Genomic DNA, 16747 nt, shown 5'->3' with positions numbered 1-16747 from the left:
AGTTTTGTAGTTTTTGCGTTGTTTTTTGTTTGCCATTTTTATCTTTTTTTGCGTTTATCTTTTGCCACTTTTTAGGGCGTCCCAAAAATCTTGATTGAACGAATGTTCGTTGCCGATGGGCAAAGATTCTAATGGAGAGGGTTTGGGAGCGATGGCTTGAGGGGTGGTTTGCGTCCTAGCGATAGGCTGTTTTGGTGCGACTTGTGCGGACAAAGGCGACTTAGTAGCGGGCTTTGAAATAGGCTGAGTTTTTAACCTAGTAGGATTTTTTGGCTCGCCTAGTGAATCTAGCACCGAGCCAACGGTTAGCGGTTTTGCGCCACCGCGTGGGATTTTGTCAATCAAAATATTATTTTTCTCTCCCAAAAGCACCATATAAAAATAATCTTTTGTTTCAAAGATTACGACTTTGTTTTTGCTATCGATTTGGCTTTGAGATACGACTTTTAGCGAGGCATTTGCAGAGCCACCCCTGCGGACAATATATCGCACAAACAACAAAAGCGCAATCACGCTGGCAAATACGGCTAGATATAGCGCGTAATCGCTTGCATTAAACTCCGCACCTTGCGCTATCGCACCCCAATCAAAAAAGCTATCATTTTGCGCGTTTTTGGGGTTTTGTGGATTTTGGGGATTTGATTTTGGTTGCAGGGCAGAATCTAGGCTTATATCTGTTTTTTGAGAAGCGGTATTTTCCGCAGTGTAGGCAAATGGATTTTCTTTACTAGCTAGTTTGGTAGAAATGTTTTTTATATCGCTAAATACTTCTTCTATCGGCGTGGCTTTGAGCGTGGTAGGCGTAGATAGCAAAGAATCCAACATCGCAGAATCAGCCGCATAAAAGCTAAGTCTAAGCGTGCTTTTGTCTTTGGAAATACTTGGTTTTAGATAGTAGCGTTTGCGTCCTTTGGCGTTTATGTAGAGGTTGTTATTATGCGGAATAATCTCTAGCTTAGCAATGGGAGAATCTGTGAATGTCTTGCTCCATTTAGTGCCTAGCCCCACGCTAGAAATCACGCTAAGTCGCTCATCTGCGATAGTCGCGCTACCCACTTCGCCCCTAAAGCTAGAATCTAGCAAAAGCAACACATCAAGCCTATCTTGGCTAGAATCTGGGAAAGATTGGATTTGTTTGACATTTGAAATATGTTGTGAGGGATTTTTCGATGGATTTTGTGAGTTTGATGAGGGGGCTTTAGACTGCGTCAAAGCAAACACAAAGCAGGGCAAAAACATAGCCAACGCAACAAATCGTTTTAGATTTTGTGTTGGATTTTGTTTTAGGCTTTTTTTTGTGCTTTGTGGCAGGCTAAGTAGCATTTTTTCCCTTTGCTTGTTTTGATTTTGTGTTAGATTTTGCGCTAAGTTCGGTATTTATCTAAATCCTTATTCCCTTATTCACTTATTCATAGGGATTTGTGCGCGCGATATAATAAATTATCGCGTTAGAATCTAAGATTTCATTTAGACGAATCGCTAGGCTTCGCTCATACACCATTACTTCGCCTTTGCCTACGATTCTGCCATTTACAAACACATCGATACTCTCCCCCGCTGGCTTTTGCAAATCAATAATCGAACCTTTTTCAAATTTGAGGATTTCGGCAAGCGGGATTTTGGTAGAGCCTAAATCCGCAGTAAAAACCACTCCCATATCAAGCAACCCCTCATAATCCTCCATCATCTCTTCGAGGTATGTCGCAAGCTCGATTTCCTCTGGAGTGTGAGTGCGTTTTTTATCAAGGATAGATTTTTGCTCTTTTGCCATTTTGTCCCCTAGCGTTTTATGTTTGGTGTTGGCTAAAATCTAGTCTTTATTTCTTATGAAAATACTGCAATGCCCCCCGCCATCTAGCCGAAAATGCAAGCCGTGATTGTAGTTTTTTATCACGCGCACGCCAAGATATTGAGGCGTGGAGATAGTGAAATTATGATTTTTGGATTGTGCGATGACTTTGGCGTGCCCTACCACGAGGTTTGCAAGCTCTTTTGCCATATCTTCTAGTGCTTCTAAGCTAGGATTTTCCTCGCCCAAAAAATTCTCACACATTGTATGCAAAAACTGCTTATTAAACACAAGATATACTTCTAGTTCGCGCTCTTTGCTAAAAGTATCTATCGAGGCTAGAAACCCTCTCTTTACGGGGATTATGGATTCCTCTGGGGAAACTCCAATAGAATTTTTAATCACTTCAAAAAAGCTCTCTTTTATGATTTCCATCGCGTATCGTCCTTGCTATGTGTTCTATGCTACAAGCCACATTTGCTAGCATAATGCAATATTGGCATGCGTCATACAAAATGCAATATTATAGCACTATTACACAATATTATGCAAAATCTAGCAATATTTGTGCCTTTTATGCGCAGATTTTGGGTAGATTTTGGGCATATATTTGGTTTGGATTTTTGTGATAAATGGTTAGATTTTATGCAGGCTTTATGCCACTTTTATGCGGGCTTAAAATTACTCTTGCTTAGGCAAAATTCTTGCAAAAAACACTGCTGACATAGCGGTTTTATCGCTTTGCAAATATATCGCCCAAATAGCACAAATGCTTGATGAAGCGTAGCTAGATTGTCTTTAAAAATATTTGTCAAATCCGCTTCTGTTTCTATCGCGCTTTTCGCGTGGCTTAGCCCTAGCCTATGTGCCACGCGAAAACAATGCGTATCCACCGCCATTACATTTGCTTGCCTGCTTTCTATCAGCACGACATTTGCAGTTTTTTGTCCCACGCCTGCTAGGGATTTTAGCTCTTCTTGCGTGCTTGGGATTTCCCCACCAAAATCGCTCATCACTTGCGTTGCCATTTTGATTAGATTTGTAGCTTTGTTGTTAAAAAACGAAACAGATTTTATTAAATCTTTTAATTCGTTGATATTTGCTTTTGATAGCGCGTTTGGGTTTGGGTAGCGGGCAAAAAGTGCGGGGGTTACGATATTTACGCGTTTATCGGTGCATTGGGCTGATAGCATCACGCATACCAAAAGTTCATAGACATTTTTATAGACTAGTTCAGTTTTTGCGTTTGGATAATGCTCTAAAAAGCGAGTTTTTATCGTGGCGATAGATTTTGGATTTGGTTTTTTTGTTGCGATTTTATGGGGTTTGCTAGATTTTGGTTGCTTGCTAGAATGTAGTTGCTTACTAGATTTTGGTTGTGATGACATTTTTGCTCTTTTTTTTAAGATTTTGTAGCAAGTTTATGCAAATATTTCAACTCAAATTAAGCCACAATTTAGCTAATAGGCTCTACGCAAATTAGCCTTGCTTCCTCTTCGCGCAGGGCTACTAGGGTTTGATTTACCTGTATGGATAGCGTGGATTTATTGGGAGCGATACATAGCATCGTGCATAGCGCACCGCGCACGACACCAAAAGAAGCAAGCCGCTCTTTGATAGCGTTGCTAGAAAAATGTATAGAAGAGATTTTGTAGCAATGATTTGGCTTGCATTTATCTAGCGTGCAGGTTTGGCATATTTCTAGCGTATTGGTGATATTTTCAAGCGTATGCGTCATTTTTGTTCCTTTTTTTGATTTTGGATAATCAAAGATTTTGCTAAATTTTTCTAAAATTTTGCATAAATAAAAAACCTTTGGATTTTAGCATTTATTTTCAAATTAAACGCGAAAAATGACTAACTTTTATCATAATCTTTATCATTTATTTAAAATAAAAACGCTAACATTACTCATAAACATTTTCAAATTACACCAAATTGAAAATAGATTTTGTAATAAAGGAAATAAAAAATGTCTGCTAAAAATTTCGCTTTGATACCGCTATGTCTTGCTTTAAGCCATTTTAGTCTAAATGCAAATGTGCTAAAATCTAGCGCGAAATCTAGCATAGATTCTAGCTCGCAATCTAGCGCAAAATCCACAACAAAATCTAGCACAAATGCCACTTCTGCCATTTATGCTACTTCTATGACTTCGCTAGATTCTAGCCAAAACGACTTAGCAAGCGACTTAGAAAATGGCTTAGAAAAAGACTCAAATGATTTAGAAAACGATTCGCTATCCACGCAAGACGCACAAAATAAAAACACACAAAATATAGCCACACAAAGCAACCCCCAACAAGACGCACAACCACCACGCCCCATCATCACCCAAATCCTAAACCGCACACAGCTTTACGGACACATAGGCACATTTGGCAAATCCTCCATACTAGGCAAAGAGAGGGATTCTTACCTCACGCTTCATTTTAGTGCAAACCTCTCTTATGATTTTTATGCCAAAAACGACCACTTGCTAAATGCTACCATAGGGATTTGGGGGGCGACTTCGCTTCTAGGCGGTGCTTTACGGCACAATGCCCACGAATACATCGGCAATCATTTAGGCGATGAAGTCGGCAATGATTGGAACAATAACAACGCATTTTTGCGCTATGAATATCGTGGTTTTAGCATTCAAGCGGGCAGGTTTGATGCGATTGTGGATTGGGTGGGGGAGCATATGCAGGGCGCACATATCGCCTATGATTTTAGATATGGCGAAATCTATGGCGCGTGGATAAATGAATACGCCCACTCAAGCCGAGAGGAAACAAGCAATTTTGTGGAGTTTAAAGAACTTTATTATGGTGGAAATGAGCTTGTGCTAGGGGCAAAGCTGGGGGTTGGCGAGTATCGTTTGGGTGATATTTATGCCTACTATCTTACTGATTTTTTCTATATGTTTGGGGCGAAGATTTCCCACGATATTCGGTTTGGTGGCTCGCCCTTTTCATTGCAGATTTTAGCACACGGCAACTATCTCTCTTCACAGCGCAAAGGCTGGGCAATAGGCTCTATAAATGAGGATAGAAAACTAGGCGATACTTACTTGCTAACCATTCAGCCAAACCTATCCTATGAGCGCGGAAGACTAGGATACAAAATCGGTGCTGGCTATGCCCGCACGGGCGCAAATGACTTCTTGCAAGCGCATATGGGTGGGAATCTATATCTTTTTGAAGCCGAAGATGAAACGCCATTTTTATACAATATCATCGCAGCGGGTGGCTGGCATAATGGCACGCATCAAACAAATATGTTTCAAGCAAATACAGATTCTGCGTGGGGATTTGTAGCACTCAAATACGACCCTGTGGCGTTTTAATCTAACGGCTCGATATTCTAAAGGTAACGAAGCTAGAATCTTAGGGGGAGAGCAGCTCCAAATCGCGCTTGGGGCGAATTGGAATATTTATAAAGGCTTGCATTTTGGGCTAGTAGGCGTGTATATGGAGCAAAACAATCGCGACAACAAAGATGGCACAAAACCCACGCACACAAGCTATGGAAAGGCGTTTTTAGAATATCGCTTTTTGACACCTAGTTAATATTTTTTAGTCCTAAAATCAATAATGCTAGCCTAGCCAAAAAGTTAGCATAAAATCTTTGCCATAGATTTTGCCTGCTTAAAATCTAAAATCTACTTTTTGTAGCATTTCATTTTTTAGCGTTTTAGCAGAGAACATAAAATCTTTTGGATTTTCAAAATAGGGCAAATGCACGATAGGCACGCCTGCGTATTTAGCGACAAAATCATCTATCAGCACTTGCAAATCATTATCGCTCAAATCATTATCATTTATGCTTTTTGGATTTTGCGTTTGTTTAGATTTTGTTGATAGTTTTTCGCCACTCATTGCGACACATAGCGCGTTTATATTCGCATTTTTTAGTGTTTCCAAACTTAGCAAAATATGATTTATGCACCCCAAATAATACCTCCCCACAAGCACGCATTCACGCGGATTTGCACGCATAAAATCAATCATACAATGCTTGTCATCAAGTGGCGTATATAGCCCCCCTGCTAGCTCGATTATGCAGTTTGGATTTTCGCTCAAATTTGGCAGGAGGATTTCTAAGCCATTATATTGCAGATTTTCGCGTATTTTTGCGATATGCGGGGAGGTGGGTGTGGCTAGCTTTATGCCCTCTTTGTGTAGTTTTATTTGATGATTGGGCGGCATAAAATCTTGTTTGCTAAAATCTTGCAACCTAGAATCCGCTTCATCAAAATCCTTAAAATCTACCTTACAATCTGCTATGTTCAAATTGTTAAAATTCTCAAAAATATCAAAATCTTGCGCCCCAAAATCTTGCTTGACTTGCTTATCTTGCCCGCCTTGTTCGTCAGCTTTTTTTTCAAAATCAAATGCAAAATCTAATAGTTCTTTTACACGCGAAGTGTCCGTTGGCTCGCCTGCTTGGATAAGTTTGAAATAGCTATATTTTCTAAACGCATAGCAAAATGCCGCGCTAAAATGAGTTTTGCCCGCGTCTGTGTGGATACCTGCGACATAGATTTGTGCCATTTTGCCTCTTTTGATTTTAGGATTTTTGTAGATTTTTATAAATTTTTGCTAAGCGAAATTTTTTAGATTTTCCCTTTTTTACCTTTTTGTCTCTTTTTGCCAAAATCAAGATTTTGCACTTTTTATAAGCTATGTGGATTTTTGAGATTTTGCGTTTTTAGTTTTTTTATCGCTATTTTATCGCTACAAAAACCTGCTTTTTATGGATAGATTTGCGCTAGCTCTTTTGCAAAATCCACACAGCTTTCGATATTTTGCTTAGGGGCGACATAGCGTGTGCTCTCTTTTGCTAGCACGCCAAAAGTCGTCATTCCAATAGCGATTGCCACATAACTGCCATCCCACCCAAAATTTTGCACAAATGAATAATAATTGCTAGGGGCTGTAAATATCAAAATCGAGCGTGGGGCTGGCTTTAGATTTTGTGGCAAAATTTTTGTTTTGTTTTCATAGGCGATGACTTGTTTGAGAGAGACTTTTGCGTCATTTAGCCTCTCATCTAGGCGTGATACGATTTTTTTGGCGCGGATATATAGCGCGTTTTTGCCTTTTAGCTTTTGGATTAGCTCATTTGCGAAATTCTCCCCGTGAGAATCTGGCGAGACATATTCAAGGTTGAAATTGTATTGTTGCAGGCTTTGTGCGCTTCCTGCGCCGATGACAAAGCTAGGGATTTGATAAAATTTACTCATCTGCGGACGAGAATCTATCTCTTTTGCAAGGGATTTGATAGCGTGCTTGGAAGTGAAAATCAATGCCTCTATATCGGGGTTTGATGGATTTATGCGCGCTTCGATTAGGGCACTATGCAGTGGCAAATATATGATTTCATTTACCACAAGCGTTTTTATATCTCTAAATGGCTTAGAATTTATTAACACAATTTCGCGCATTTACGCCCTTTTTGCAGATTTGCAAATTTGCAAAATCAAAGTTTTTTGTGTTTGGGTTTTTGGGGGTTGATTTTTAAAAATTTATATTGCAAAATCCCAAAATCTTATGCCAAAAAAGCCCCCCAAAAAAAATTCCCAAAAAACTCAAAAATCCCAAAAAACAACGACAAATTTTATAAATACTTGCTAATGATTGCCTCTAGCGTGCCGTCATTTTTCATTTCATCTAGGGCTTTTTGGATAGATTTTTTTAGCTTTGGTTTTTGCTTATTGATAGCTATGCCATAATGCTCTTCAGTAAGCCTAAAAGGCAAAAGGCTCGTGGTAGGATTTGTCCTTGTAAGCATAGTGGCGGGCATTTCATCGATTATCATAATATCAGCTTGATTGTAAATGAGTGCTTTTAGGGCTAGCGTGCTATTTGTATAGGCTTTTGGCGTAGCATTATCAAACCCGCTAAATCCTAGCTCTTTATCCCTCATCACATAAGAAGAGCCTGTCGTGCTTACGGCTACGGCGATTTTTAGCCCTTTTATGGAGTTGATTTTATCTAGCAATTCCTCTTTTGAACTGATATTTACAAAGCGCGAATCATTGTTTTTTATGATTACCATTTGGCTAGCTTCATAATATGGCGTGCTAAAATCTATGATTTTCTCCCGCACAGAATTTATCGTAATACTACTAATAGCAATGTCTGCCACCCCGCTATTTACCGCAGATATGACAGAATCAAACTTCATATTTTTGATTTCTAGTTTTTTATCTAGCCGTTTGGCGATTTCTTTGGCTATGTCAATATCTATGCCCTTTATCTCGCTACTTTCCACATACTCAAAAGGTCTAAATTCCGCAGCCGTAGCCATAGTGAGATTGCTATCTTTGCACCCTTGAAACAATAGCGATAAAAACAACGCGCAAAAAAATAGCGACTTTTGAAGCGAAAACACATTGCAAAAAAGGTTTTTGATAGCGTTTGAAGTGCGGGCTTGAATGCGTGTATGTGGTAGGCTATTTTGGCTAGGGTAGCTATTAGTAGAAAATCTCATTGTAACTCCTTTTTGTGTAAGTTTTTGCATTTGCTTGCAAACATTTGCTTACAATTTGCTTACAAAATGCGCTTTACAAATGTGCTTGCAAAATGCTCTTGGCGTAGATTTTGTGCCTTTGCTAGATTTTGGCTTTGGGCTTGTTTTCGCGCTTATTTGCAAAATCCAAAAGCAAGATTATAGCAAAGTTTATAAAAAATATCCCTTAATGACTTGTGATATACAATGCGATTTCATCGGCTAAAAAATAGTCCTTAGCAATTAGATTTTGAGCAACTAAATTTTGAGTAATTAGATTTTGAGTAATTAGATTTTGCCCTTTTATGTCGCATTTTCCCTCACTTATCAAAATAGCGATTCGTCTAGGATTGATAAGTTTTTCTAGCGCGTTTGCTATGTCTTGCTCCAAATTATCATTTGGGATTATTGTTTGCGAGATTATTTTTTGTGGAATTATTTTTGGGCGTTGCAGATTTTGCTGATTTTGTAGCATTTGTTGATTATTTGGGTGGATTTTTTGCGATAAATGATTTATTCCACTAGATTTTGCCTCCAAAGCCTCTAAAATCCGCTTTTTTAAGCTATGACTTAGCAAAATCCCAACCTCACTCCTAAGCCCCAAAAACACCCGCTCAAATGCCAAATCCTCCGCACTTAGCCACTCACATTTTTTGGATAAAGGCGAGGCAATATAGCTAGATAAAGTATCCTCCCCGCTGTATCGGCACTGCCCTACCCTACCCACCGCTGAAAGCCCGCAAGCAAGGTATTCTTCCCCACGCCAATAACTAAGATTATGCGCGCTTTTTGTGCTATTTTGCCCTGCAATATGTTTGGCAAAACTAGAAACTTCATATTGATAAAAATGATATTTTGTTAGCTCATTTCGCACTATTTCGCCCATTTGGCTAGATTCTAGCCCATCATCGCCACAAAAATCAAAATCCCTAGAATCTAGTTTTATAGAATCTAGCGCAGGGCTTTTGGATTGATTTTGGGCTAGATTTGGGCTAGAATCTTTCATTTTAGATTCTAGTTTGGCATATTTGGTCGCATTTTTTGCGCCATTTTCTTGCATAAGACAATAGGCTGAAATATGCGAAATAGGCAAACTCACAGCTTGTGCCACCTCGTTTTTTAGCAAGATTTTAGAATCTAGTGGCGTGCCATAGATTAAATCAATGCTAGAATCCCTAAAAATGCTAGCCAACTCCAAAGCCTTAAAAATATCCTTGCTAGTATGCGCGCGCTCCAAAAATCTTAATTTTGCATTATCAAAACTCTGCACCCCCATACTTATGCGATTTACACCAAAAGAGCGCAAAGATTTACACCAATTTTTATGTAGCAAATTTGGGTTTGCTTCTATGGTGATTTGGGCATTTTCACTCAATCTTGCATTATCAAAAATCACCCCAAAGATTCTCTCATAATCGCCCTCATTTAGTGTATTTGGCGTGCCTCCACCGATATAGATAGAATCCAAAACAACGCGACTAGATTCTCCCTCATAGGCAAAATCACCAAAATCTAGCACTTGAGAATCTAAACTGCTAAAAATGCTCATAAAACCCTTATGTTTAGACATTTTATTAGTTTTTTGCGTGGTAAATTGCTGATATGCTTTTAGCGAATGAGAAATATCCAAAATAAGCGCGTCTATGTATTGTTTTTTTAATCTCTCTAAATCGTGTGGCTTTAGCACCACCGAGCTAAACGCACAATACCCGCATTTACTCTCACAAAATGGAATATGAATGTATAAAATCATTTTTTGCTAAACACCTTTTTTTTGTCTTGCCTGCATTTTATGCAAATATGCAAAGATTTTGAATGCAAATTTAGACGCAAATAAAAACATAATCAAATACAAATTGCTAGCTCAAAAAAAGCATTGTAACCAAAAAATAGCCAAAAACACATTTTTGACGCAAAATTACCAAAAGTAACTTTTATGCGAAAATATGCTAAAATTTAGCGATAAATGCGCCACCTTTGCGACAAAAAACAAAAAAATGGCTACAATGATTTGCAGATATGGTTAGATTTTTTAGTTTTTTTTTAGATTTTAGTCCTAATGCAAAATCTAAATGCAAAAATTTCAAACACGACAAAAAACGCAACACAACGCAAAATACAAGGAATCCAAATGATAAAGCAACCCTCAAAGACAAAAAATCAACAACATAACAAAATAGCAAAATCAACAAACAAAAACAACATATCCCAATTCAACTTTATTTTAAACAATTTTAATCAAAAAATTTTGGGTGGCGCGTTGTTTGCAATCTTAGTAGCGTTAAATCTAGCAAATGCCGAAGTAAGTGGCGTTTTTGCAGGATTTCAAGTAGGCTATGGGGATTTGGCATACAATAAAGAAAACCGCGTGGGTGGCATAAGAGGCGTTCCTTACAATCACACGGTAAGTGAAATGCAATATGGTGGCATACTTGGATACAAACATTTTTTTAGTGATAAATTTGGATTTCGCTTGGGGGCGTATTTTACTTATACAAATCCGCGATTTATCGATGATGAAAACCAAAAACAAGATATTACTGCGATGAGCTATGGCGGAGCGTTTGATGTGCTATTAAACGCCATCTCAAAGCCAAATGTTGATGCGGGATTTTTTGGTGGATTTTATTTGGGAGCAAAGACTTATGATTCTAATAGATTAAGCGAGCTAGAAGCACAATGGAGACAAGCCCAAGCTACCGCTACGCAAACTGCCACACAAACCATACAAAAAACGCATTTAGATGTGGGGGCAAACTTAGGATTTCGGCTACATTATATGAAATACAATGGAATGGAAATAGGCGTTAGTATCCCATTTATCGAGCATCTTTTGTATCAAAGAAGTGCTAGCAATGTAGGCATAAATCTAAACTACCGACATAGTGTCAAATCAAACTATGCGGTGTATTTTCGCTACACGCTAAGCATAAATACAAGCAAAGCAAACAGCACACAGCAAATGGCAACTAAAAACAATGCAAAATCTAGCAAAACACCTAACAAAACTAGCCAAAATACACTTCGCAGTGGCAATAAAAACCCTAACCAAAAAACAAAACAAGCACCAAGAAGCAATCCTCCAAAAAACAATCCTCCAAAAAGCACACCTCCACGAAGCAATGCCCCACAAAATAAAGCCACAAACCCTCAAAATAGAAACATAAATATGCGAACCACAAACGCAAAAACAAGCAACACTTCAAAATACCCCTCCATCTATAATCGATAAAAAAGGAAAAAGCAATGACAAACCAACTAAAATCAAACCAAATAACGCACAAACTAGCCACACAAGAAAAACGATTTAGGCAAAAATCTGTTATCGCTAAAATGCTTGTGATTTGTGCATTTGCGTGCGCTATCTCAAGCAATGCCTTTGGAATCTGCCACGAATATCTATGCTTCAATGTCCGCGCAAGTGCTGGTGGGTGGTATGGGCTTGACAAAGGGGATAATGCCAAAATCAATGGCTATGGCTGGCTAATCGGCGCGTATGCTAGAATCGCAGATGACAAAGAGAGGCTACAAGTGCTAACCGATGTAAAAATCGGGCTAGGAGAATCAAATCTTAGCGGAAATGCTTTTAGCCTATATGGCAACAAAATGGAAGAGTTGTTTTACATTTTGCCCATTAAAGCTGGGTTTAATGTAACAAATCAAACATTTCCACTTTTTATAAACCTCGTATATGAAGCACAAACGCACAAAAGAGACTACGAACAAGGCAATGGATTTAAGCTAAATACGCGTGGCATAGGCGCAGAAATCGATGGTAGATTCCCATTAGGCAAGCTAGCCCTTGAATACGCATTTGGCGCGAAATGGATATTTGAATCATATTATAATATCTCGCAGACTTATGCAAATCGCGCAGAAATAGCCGATAGCGGATACGGGCTAAATGGAAGTGTGAGCATCTCTATGCCTATCATTGAAAAAGCCTTGATATTTATCAAAATGAGTGCTAGATATAGCCATATCGGGCAAAGCGAGCTACTATTGCACACTTCCAATCAAGGCGTTGTAGGGAATCCTGTAAATGTGCGCTACCCCGCTAGTGATAATATTTTGACAATGCTTGAAATAGGCTTTGGATTTTAGATTTTTGCTTTATTGAAGTGCGTTTAAGCGCGAATGTAATAAAAATTTGCTAAAATGCGCTTCTTTGTGTGCGTTGTTTGATGGCATAAATGGCATTTGGCAAAATCCAAACCCCCCAAACAAACGCAAAATCTAAAACCAAAAGGAACACAAATGGCACGAAAATGTTTTTTTACAGGCAAAGGACCAATGGTAGGAAATAATGTAAGCCACGCAAACAACAAAACCAAAAAGCGTAGCTTGCCAAATCTGCGAACCATCCGCATAAAGCTAGATGATGGCACAAGCCTAAAAGTGCGAGTAGCAGCCTCTACGCTCCGCACGATGAGAAAGCACAACTCATAAAATCAAACTGCTAGAATCCACTTTTAAAATCTATGATTTTTTAAAATGATTCTAGTGCGTTTAGCAATGCTAACAAATAGCAAAATCTAGCAATGCTTGATGAGAAACCAAAATGAAAAATCTTAAAAAGTTTATCCACCTGCTTAAAATCCATATAAATCCTATTTTGGGGTTATGTGGATTTCAAGCCAAAATCTAGCAAATATTTTTCAAATAATCAAAATCTATCCACACTTCGTATAAATCCCTAAAAACTACAAAATGACACGCCACACACAGCACAAATAAATAAAGCGAGGATTCTAGCTTGCTTAATAAAATCAAAAAACTTATCAAATGGGGCAACTCAAACAAGCCTGATATAGATTTATCCCCACAGCTTTATGAGCAATTTAAAGCGTTTAGATTGCCTTTGGTGCTGATACAGGTGTTTATCCTTGTGGGGACGATTGGATATTTTTTATTAGAGGATTATTCGATTGTGCAAGCATTTTTTCAATCCTCTTATACTTTCACAAATACAGGATTTGGCGCGCTAAATGAGCGAAATTTCACGCCTTTAGCGATACTTTTTACGGCGTTTTTGATGCTATGTGGGGCGGGGATTATCACTTTTAGTGTGGCGTTTATCGTAGGGATTGTCAATGCAGGCACGCTAACTAAAATCCTAAAGGAGCGAAAAATGATAAACAATATCGCAAGGTTGCGAAACCACTATGTCGTATGCTATCACAACGAATACACCATAGAGCTAAGCAAGCAGTTTAGAGAAGCGCATATTCCATTTGTAGTCGTGGATAATAGCGATGATTTTGAAGCACAAGCCCTCTCGCATAGATACCCATACCATATCGTTGGCGACCCGCAGTCCAATATCTCAATGCTAAAAACTCATCTATCCGCCGCGCGAGGGATTGTTACTTTTTCTAAAAATCTATCTGATAATATCGCGCTCATCGTATCATCAAAACTTTTTGCCCAAGAGCTAAATCGAAAACCGCTATATATCATCTCTAGCGCACATAGTGAAGAAGAACAAGACAAGCTCCAAAAACTAGGCTCAGATATTGTCATCTCCGCGCCAAAGCTTATGGCACAGCGCATAAGTGCGATGGTGTTGCGCCCTGATATGCAAAATCTATTAGAGCGATTTGCTTACAAAAACAACACGGGGCTTGATTTAGAGGAAGTGTTTGTCCCGCGATATAGCTGGTTAGTGCTTCGCAAGCTAAAAGATGGGCATTTTAACGAAATCGCAAAAGTTTTTATCGTAGGCGTTACCCAAAAAGATGGCAAATATTTCACTATGCCTGATGAAGATGTCGTCATCACAAGCGAATGCAAACTGCTGATGATAGGCACTCCAAGCGCGATAAGCGAAATCAAAAAAGTCATAATACAAAGCAAAAAACCAAAAGAGCTAGATTTTATTTAAGATTTTGCGTTTTTGGTTTTTTGAATAAAATTTCGCTTTTTGAAAAGAATCATATAAAATTTTATGCAGATATTCGCTCTTTTTAAGAGATAGCAAAATCTCACAAGTCCTATCCACGCTTCCATCATCGACAAAGCACAAAAAGCTATCTTTGGCTTAAGATTTTGGGCGAGGAGCAAATCTAGTTTCTCACAAAGCGCGTTGTAAGTCGTAGTGATGACGGCTTCTTCGTTGTAGCACGGGATAACTATTGATAATTTTGGGACAAATTTGATAGCAAAATTTTTAGTTAAATTTGTCATTTTTTTATATCGCCCCCTACCACAAATCTTTCTACGCCAAAGACTTTTGCATAAGTGGTGTTTGGCCACTCATTTGCGTTTTCATTTGGATTGCCCCAATCACCATATCCACGATAGTTTGAGTGAAAAGTATCCGCATTTACGATGACTTCTTTTGCGCCGAGTGCCTTTTGCGCTTCGATACTAGCAATCATTCGTTCCCATTTTAGTCGCATAGTAGCACATTCGCTTACTACAAATAGCGCAAATATTGCGCACACCACGCGAATCGCTACACTTACAAATCTCACACAATTCGCCAAATACGGCTTTATCAAAAGCCACGCAACGATGATTTGCGACATTCCTAGCAAGATATAAGGCACTTTTGCGCGTGATGGGACGCCTATTTGAATCGTGGCTGCGGTGGCTAGAAAATACGCCACAAATAGCCCACATAGTGCAAATAAGAGATTTGATTCGCTAAGATTCGCGCTGTTTTGATTTGCAAGATTCGCGCTTTTTTTGCATTTAAATCCCGCCCAAAAGCAAATCGCACCAACCAAAATCACAAAGGCAAATTTTGTGATAGGCACTGCGTAAATGGCGATTAGCGCGATTGATAGCGCGACAATGGCTACTTTTCGCAACCCAAATCTAAATCGCAAAAATGCCACGATTAACGCCGTAGCCACAAGCAAAAAGCCCATTGGGTCTCTGCTAAAAGTCCCTGCGAATCGCTTGAAACTATCCACCAAAGGCATTGCGATGAGTTCGCCTAGCGTTATGTAGCTTTTTGTGTCGTATAGCTCATTTACGATATTGCCACGCGCCGAATGTCCGGGCGATAGATACAAAATCAGCCACCCTGTGATAAAACCGACAATCCCAGCAACACACCAAGCGGAGATTTTCACGCGCTTATAAAGTGCGAATGCAATAAATGCAAATTGAGCGATGATTAGCACGATGCCAAATTCACTCGCCCACCCTGCAAATATACCTAAAAATAGCATTGCAAAAACGCCTGATTTTGCGATAGATTCGCGCTTTGATTTGCTAAAATTGCGCGAATCCTTTGCCAAAACTTCGCCCCAAAAGAGCCGAAACGGCACACACCACGCCATTATCAAAGTCCAAGCCCAAAGATAATTGCAACTCCCAGCAGCCCAATAAAACACGCTTCCAAAGCCCTCAAAGATAAAAAGACAAAGCATTGTAAAGCAAATCACACTAATATCTTGCGAATTGTTTGAGCGCGAATCATCACGAGAATCGCTCATAAAAGGCAGTCGTGCAAAAATGAGAATAAAAAATAGATAGACAAACGCCACGCAAACTAGCGCGTTTATAAATGGATAAAGTGCCGTGTGTGCGAGATATGAGCCAAATGCGACTCTTAATAATTCGCCTAATCGCCCATTCCAGCCTATATAGCTTTGATATGCTCCGCTTAATCCACCAAATCCAGCACCCAAATCATCGCTTTGCGTGGGAAATAGAAAATTTAGCGTGAAAAAGAATAAATAGAGTGAAGTAAATAATATGATGGGCTGATAGGATAAATCCCCCCCCCACACAATTTAATGCGTGGTATTTTACTAAATGATAATGGGTTGCCTAAAAATGGTGTAAGTGCGACTAAAATCATAATCAAAACATAATATTTTACAATCGATTTTGAAAATGGGCTAAAATCCATTTTATAGCTCATAGCACCAAGATTTGCACCCAAATCAAACGAATCTAACGCAAGATTTTGCGTAGTGGTGAAATTTAGTCGGCGATTGTGCGTTTCGATGCTTTTAATCGCATTTGAATCAATGCCATTTGCCCAAGCCACACTTTGCAAATCAATGCGCGAAATCGTCTTTGAGCGTAGCAAAAACCCCAAACGCGCAAAATGCACCCGCGCTTCATAAGCATAGATTTGCGATTCTTCGCTAGATTTACCGCTTATAGATTCTAAACTAGATTTACTGATAGATTCTGCGCTAGATTTTTCACTTAGCTCCGCGCTTTTAGTTTTATCGATTTTGCTTAGCACTAGATTTGCGCTCTCTACTTGCGAATCCGCCCACTTTTGCAAAGCAAAACTCCCCGCCAAAAGCAAAGTCGCCACCACGCTAAACACCACCAAAGAAATCTTAGCCCATTTTGGAATACTAAAAACTTCTTGCCATTTTCTAAATATTTCTTGCCATTGCGATTCTTGCCGTTTTGTCATTGTCTTTTCCTTTCATTTTTTTAGATAGATTTTGCGAGATTTTGCCTAAAAATTTGCCTAAGATTTTG

At 39.0% G+C, this 16747-nt stretch carries 17 protein-coding genes and 1 pseudogene; 5 read left to right on the top strand and 13 right to left on the bottom strand.

Annotated features, from left to right (window positions below; all coding sequences use genetic code 11):
* Positions 1-54: 54 nt before the first annotated feature.
* The 5 genes from ACWIUO_RS02425 to ACWIUO_RS02405 all read right to left on the bottom strand — a co-directional run bounded on the left by ACWIUO_RS02425 (position 55) and on the right by ACWIUO_RS02405 (position 3527).
* Positions 55-1323: a hypothetical protein gene (locus tag ACWIUO_RS02425; protein WP_454176349.1), complete on the bottom strand. Its 1269-nt coding sequence runs from the start codon at positions 1321-1323 to the stop codon at positions 55-57.
* Between the two features lie 82 nt (positions 1324-1405).
* Positions 1406-1771, bottom strand: coding sequence for a flagellar motor switch protein FliN (gene fliN, locus ACWIUO_RS02420; protein WP_454170927.1), 366 nt, complete (start codon positions 1769-1771; stop codon positions 1406-1408).
* Between the two features lie 39 nt (positions 1772-1810).
* Positions 1811-2224, bottom strand: a complete 414-nt coding sequence (locus tag ACWIUO_RS02415) for a chemotaxis protein CheX (RefSeq protein WP_454170925.1) — start codon at positions 2222-2224, stop codon at positions 1811-1813.
* 230 nt (positions 2225-2454) lie between these two features.
* Complete coding sequence (nth, locus tag ACWIUO_RS02410) at positions 2455-3177, bottom strand: endonuclease III (RefSeq protein ID WP_454176348.1); 723 nt, start codon at positions 3175-3177, stop codon at positions 2455-2457.
* A gap of 68 nt (positions 3178-3245) precedes the next feature.
* A complete protein-coding gene (locus ACWIUO_RS02405; protein WP_454176347.1) occupies positions 3246-3527 on the bottom strand; it encodes a FeoA family protein in 282 nt (93 codons plus the stop codon).
* 234 nt (positions 3528-3761) lie between these two features.
* Here ACWIUO_RS02405 and ACWIUO_RS02400 point away from each other — a divergent pair, with 234 nt between their 5' ends.
* Positions 3762-5120 (top strand): hypothetical protein, encoded by a 1359-nt coding sequence (locus ACWIUO_RS02400; protein ID WP_454176346.1) that lies wholly within the window; start codon positions 3762-3764, stop codon positions 5118-5120.
* A gap of 301 nt (positions 5121-5421) precedes the next feature.
* Here ACWIUO_RS02400 and bioD read toward each other — a convergent pair whose 3' ends face one another.
* From bioD to ACWIUO_RS02375, 5 genes and pseudogenes are all read right to left on the bottom strand, one after another.
* Positions 5422-6087: an ATP-dependent dethiobiotin synthetase BioD gene (bioD, locus tag ACWIUO_RS02395; RefSeq protein ID WP_454176399.1), complete on the bottom strand. Its 666-nt coding sequence runs from the start codon at positions 6085-6087 to the stop codon at positions 5422-5424.
* A 93-nt stretch (positions 6088-6180) separates the two neighbouring features.
* Positions 6181-6327 (bottom strand): annotated as a pseudogene (locus tag ACWIUO_RS02390) (AAA family ATPase); the annotation flags it as partial.
* A 200-nt stretch (positions 6328-6527) separates the two neighbouring features.
* The gene (locus ACWIUO_RS02385) at positions 6528-7220 is read right to left on the bottom strand and encodes a uroporphyrinogen-III synthase (protein ID WP_454176345.1); all 693 of its coding nucleotides are present in this window, start codon (positions 7218-7220) and stop codon (positions 6528-6530) included.
* Between the two features lie 173 nt (positions 7221-7393).
* Entirely contained in the window at positions 7394-8269 is an 876-nt protein-coding gene (locus ACWIUO_RS02380) for an ABC transporter substrate-binding protein (protein ID WP_454176344.1), read from the bottom strand.
* Between the two features lie 205 nt (positions 8270-8474).
* On the bottom strand, positions 8475-10040 hold the full coding sequence (locus ACWIUO_RS02375; protein ID WP_454176343.1) for a coproporphyrinogen-III oxidase family protein: 1566 nt from the start codon (positions 10038-10040) through the stop codon (positions 8475-8477).
* Positions 10041-10418: 378 nt separating this feature from the next.
* Here ACWIUO_RS02375 and ACWIUO_RS02370 point away from each other — a divergent pair, with 378 nt between their 5' ends.
* From ACWIUO_RS02370 to ACWIUO_RS02355, 4 genes are all read left to right on the top strand, one after another.
* Positions 10419-11519: an outer membrane beta-barrel protein gene (locus ACWIUO_RS02370; protein WP_454176342.1), complete on the top strand. Its 1101-nt coding sequence runs from the start codon at positions 10419-10421 to the stop codon at positions 11517-11519.
* A gap of 14 nt (positions 11520-11533) precedes the next feature.
* The gene (locus ACWIUO_RS02365; protein ID WP_454176341.1) at positions 11534-12391 is read left to right on the top strand and encodes a hypothetical protein; all 858 of its coding nucleotides are present in this window, start codon (positions 11534-11536) and stop codon (positions 12389-12391) included.
* 153 nt (positions 12392-12544) lie between these two features.
* Positions 12545-12736 carry a 50S ribosomal protein L28 gene (gene rpmB, locus ACWIUO_RS02360; RefSeq protein WP_454176340.1) on the top strand — a complete coding sequence of 64 codons (192 nt, stop codon included), beginning with the start codon at positions 12545-12547 and terminating at the stop codon, positions 12734-12736.
* A 307-nt stretch (positions 12737-13043) separates the two neighbouring features.
* The gene (locus ACWIUO_RS02355) at positions 13044-14171 is read left to right on the top strand and encodes a potassium channel family protein (RefSeq protein WP_454176339.1); all 1128 of its coding nucleotides are present in this window, start codon (positions 13044-13046) and stop codon (positions 14169-14171) included.
* On the opposite strand, the gene ACWIUO_RS02350 is transcribed toward ACWIUO_RS02355, so the two are convergent.
* Genes ACWIUO_RS02350 through ACWIUO_RS02340 form a run of 3 tightly spaced genes read right to left on the bottom strand, consistent with a single transcriptional unit; the run spans position 14168 to position 16679 of the window.
* Entirely contained in the window at positions 14168-14473 is a 306-nt protein-coding gene (locus ACWIUO_RS02350; RefSeq protein ID WP_454176338.1) for a hypothetical protein, read from the bottom strand. The two genes, ACWIUO_RS02355 and ACWIUO_RS02350, sit on opposite strands and share 4 nt — an antisense overlap.
* The gene (locus tag ACWIUO_RS02345) at positions 14470-16032 is read right to left on the bottom strand and encodes a DUF6056 family protein (RefSeq protein ID WP_454176337.1); all 1563 of its coding nucleotides are present in this window, start codon (positions 16030-16032) and stop codon (positions 14470-14472) included. The genes ACWIUO_RS02350 and ACWIUO_RS02345 overlap by 4 nt, the downstream gene beginning before the upstream one ends.
* Complete coding sequence (locus ACWIUO_RS02340; protein ID WP_454176336.1) at positions 15960-16679, bottom strand: hypothetical protein; 720 nt, start codon at positions 16677-16679, stop codon at positions 15960-15962. The genes ACWIUO_RS02345 and ACWIUO_RS02340 overlap by 73 nt, the downstream gene beginning before the upstream one ends.
* Positions 16680-16747 lie beyond the last annotated feature (68 nt).

This window comes from Helicobacter sp. T3_23-1056 (assembly GCF_053654535.1).
This window is presented reverse-complemented; position numbering and strand designations above follow the sequence as displayed.

Bases quoted from the DNA above. Each gene is read 5' to 3' on its own strand.
- ACWIUO_RS02425 (WP_454176349.1), bottom strand. From the start codon at position 1,323: ATGCTACTTAGCCTGCCACAAAGCACAAAAAAAAGCCTAAAACAAAAT.
- fliN (WP_454170927.1), bottom strand. From the start codon at position 1,771: ATGGCAAAAGAGCAAAAATCTATCCTTGATAAAAAACGCACTCACACT.
- ACWIUO_RS02415 (WP_454170925.1), bottom strand. From the start codon at position 2,224: ATGGAAATCATAAAAGAGAGCTTTTTTGAAGTGATTAAAAATTCTATT.
- nth (WP_454176348.1), bottom strand. From the start codon at position 3,177: ATGTCATCACAACCAAAATCTAGTAAGCAACTACATTCTAGCAAGCAA.
- ACWIUO_RS02405 (WP_454176347.1), bottom strand. From the start codon at position 3,527: ATGACGCATACGCTTGAAAATATCACCAATACGCTAGAAATATGCCAA.
- ACWIUO_RS02400 (WP_454176346.1), top strand. From the start codon at position 3,762: ATGTCTGCTAAAAATTTCGCTTTGATACCGCTATGTCTTGCTTTAAGC.
- ACWIUO_RS02385 (WP_454176345.1), bottom strand. From the start codon at position 7,220: ATGCGCGAAATTGTGTTAATAAATTCTAAGCCATTTAGAGATATAAAA.
- ACWIUO_RS02380 (WP_454176344.1), bottom strand. From the start codon at position 8,269: ATGAGATTTTCTACTAATAGCTACCCTAGCCAAAATAGCCTACCACAT.
- ACWIUO_RS02375 (WP_454176343.1), bottom strand. From the start codon at position 10,040: ATGATTTTATACATTCATATTCCATTTTGTGAGAGTAAATGCGGGTAT.
- ACWIUO_RS02370 (WP_454176342.1), top strand. From the start codon at position 10,419: ATGATAAAGCAACCCTCAAAGACAAAAAATCAACAACATAACAAAATA.
- ACWIUO_RS02365 (WP_454176341.1), top strand. From the start codon at position 11,534: ATGACAAACCAACTAAAATCAAACCAAATAACGCACAAACTAGCCACA.
- rpmB (WP_454176340.1), top strand. From the start codon at position 12,545: ATGGCACGAAAATGTTTTTTTACAGGCAAAGGACCAATGGTAGGAAAT.
- ACWIUO_RS02350 (WP_454176338.1), bottom strand. From the start codon at position 14,473: ATGACAAATTTAACTAAAAATTTTGCTATCAAATTTGTCCCAAAATTA.
- ACWIUO_RS02340 (WP_454176336.1), bottom strand. From the start codon at position 16,679: ATGACAAAACGGCAAGAATCGCAATGGCAAGAAATATTTAGAAAATGG.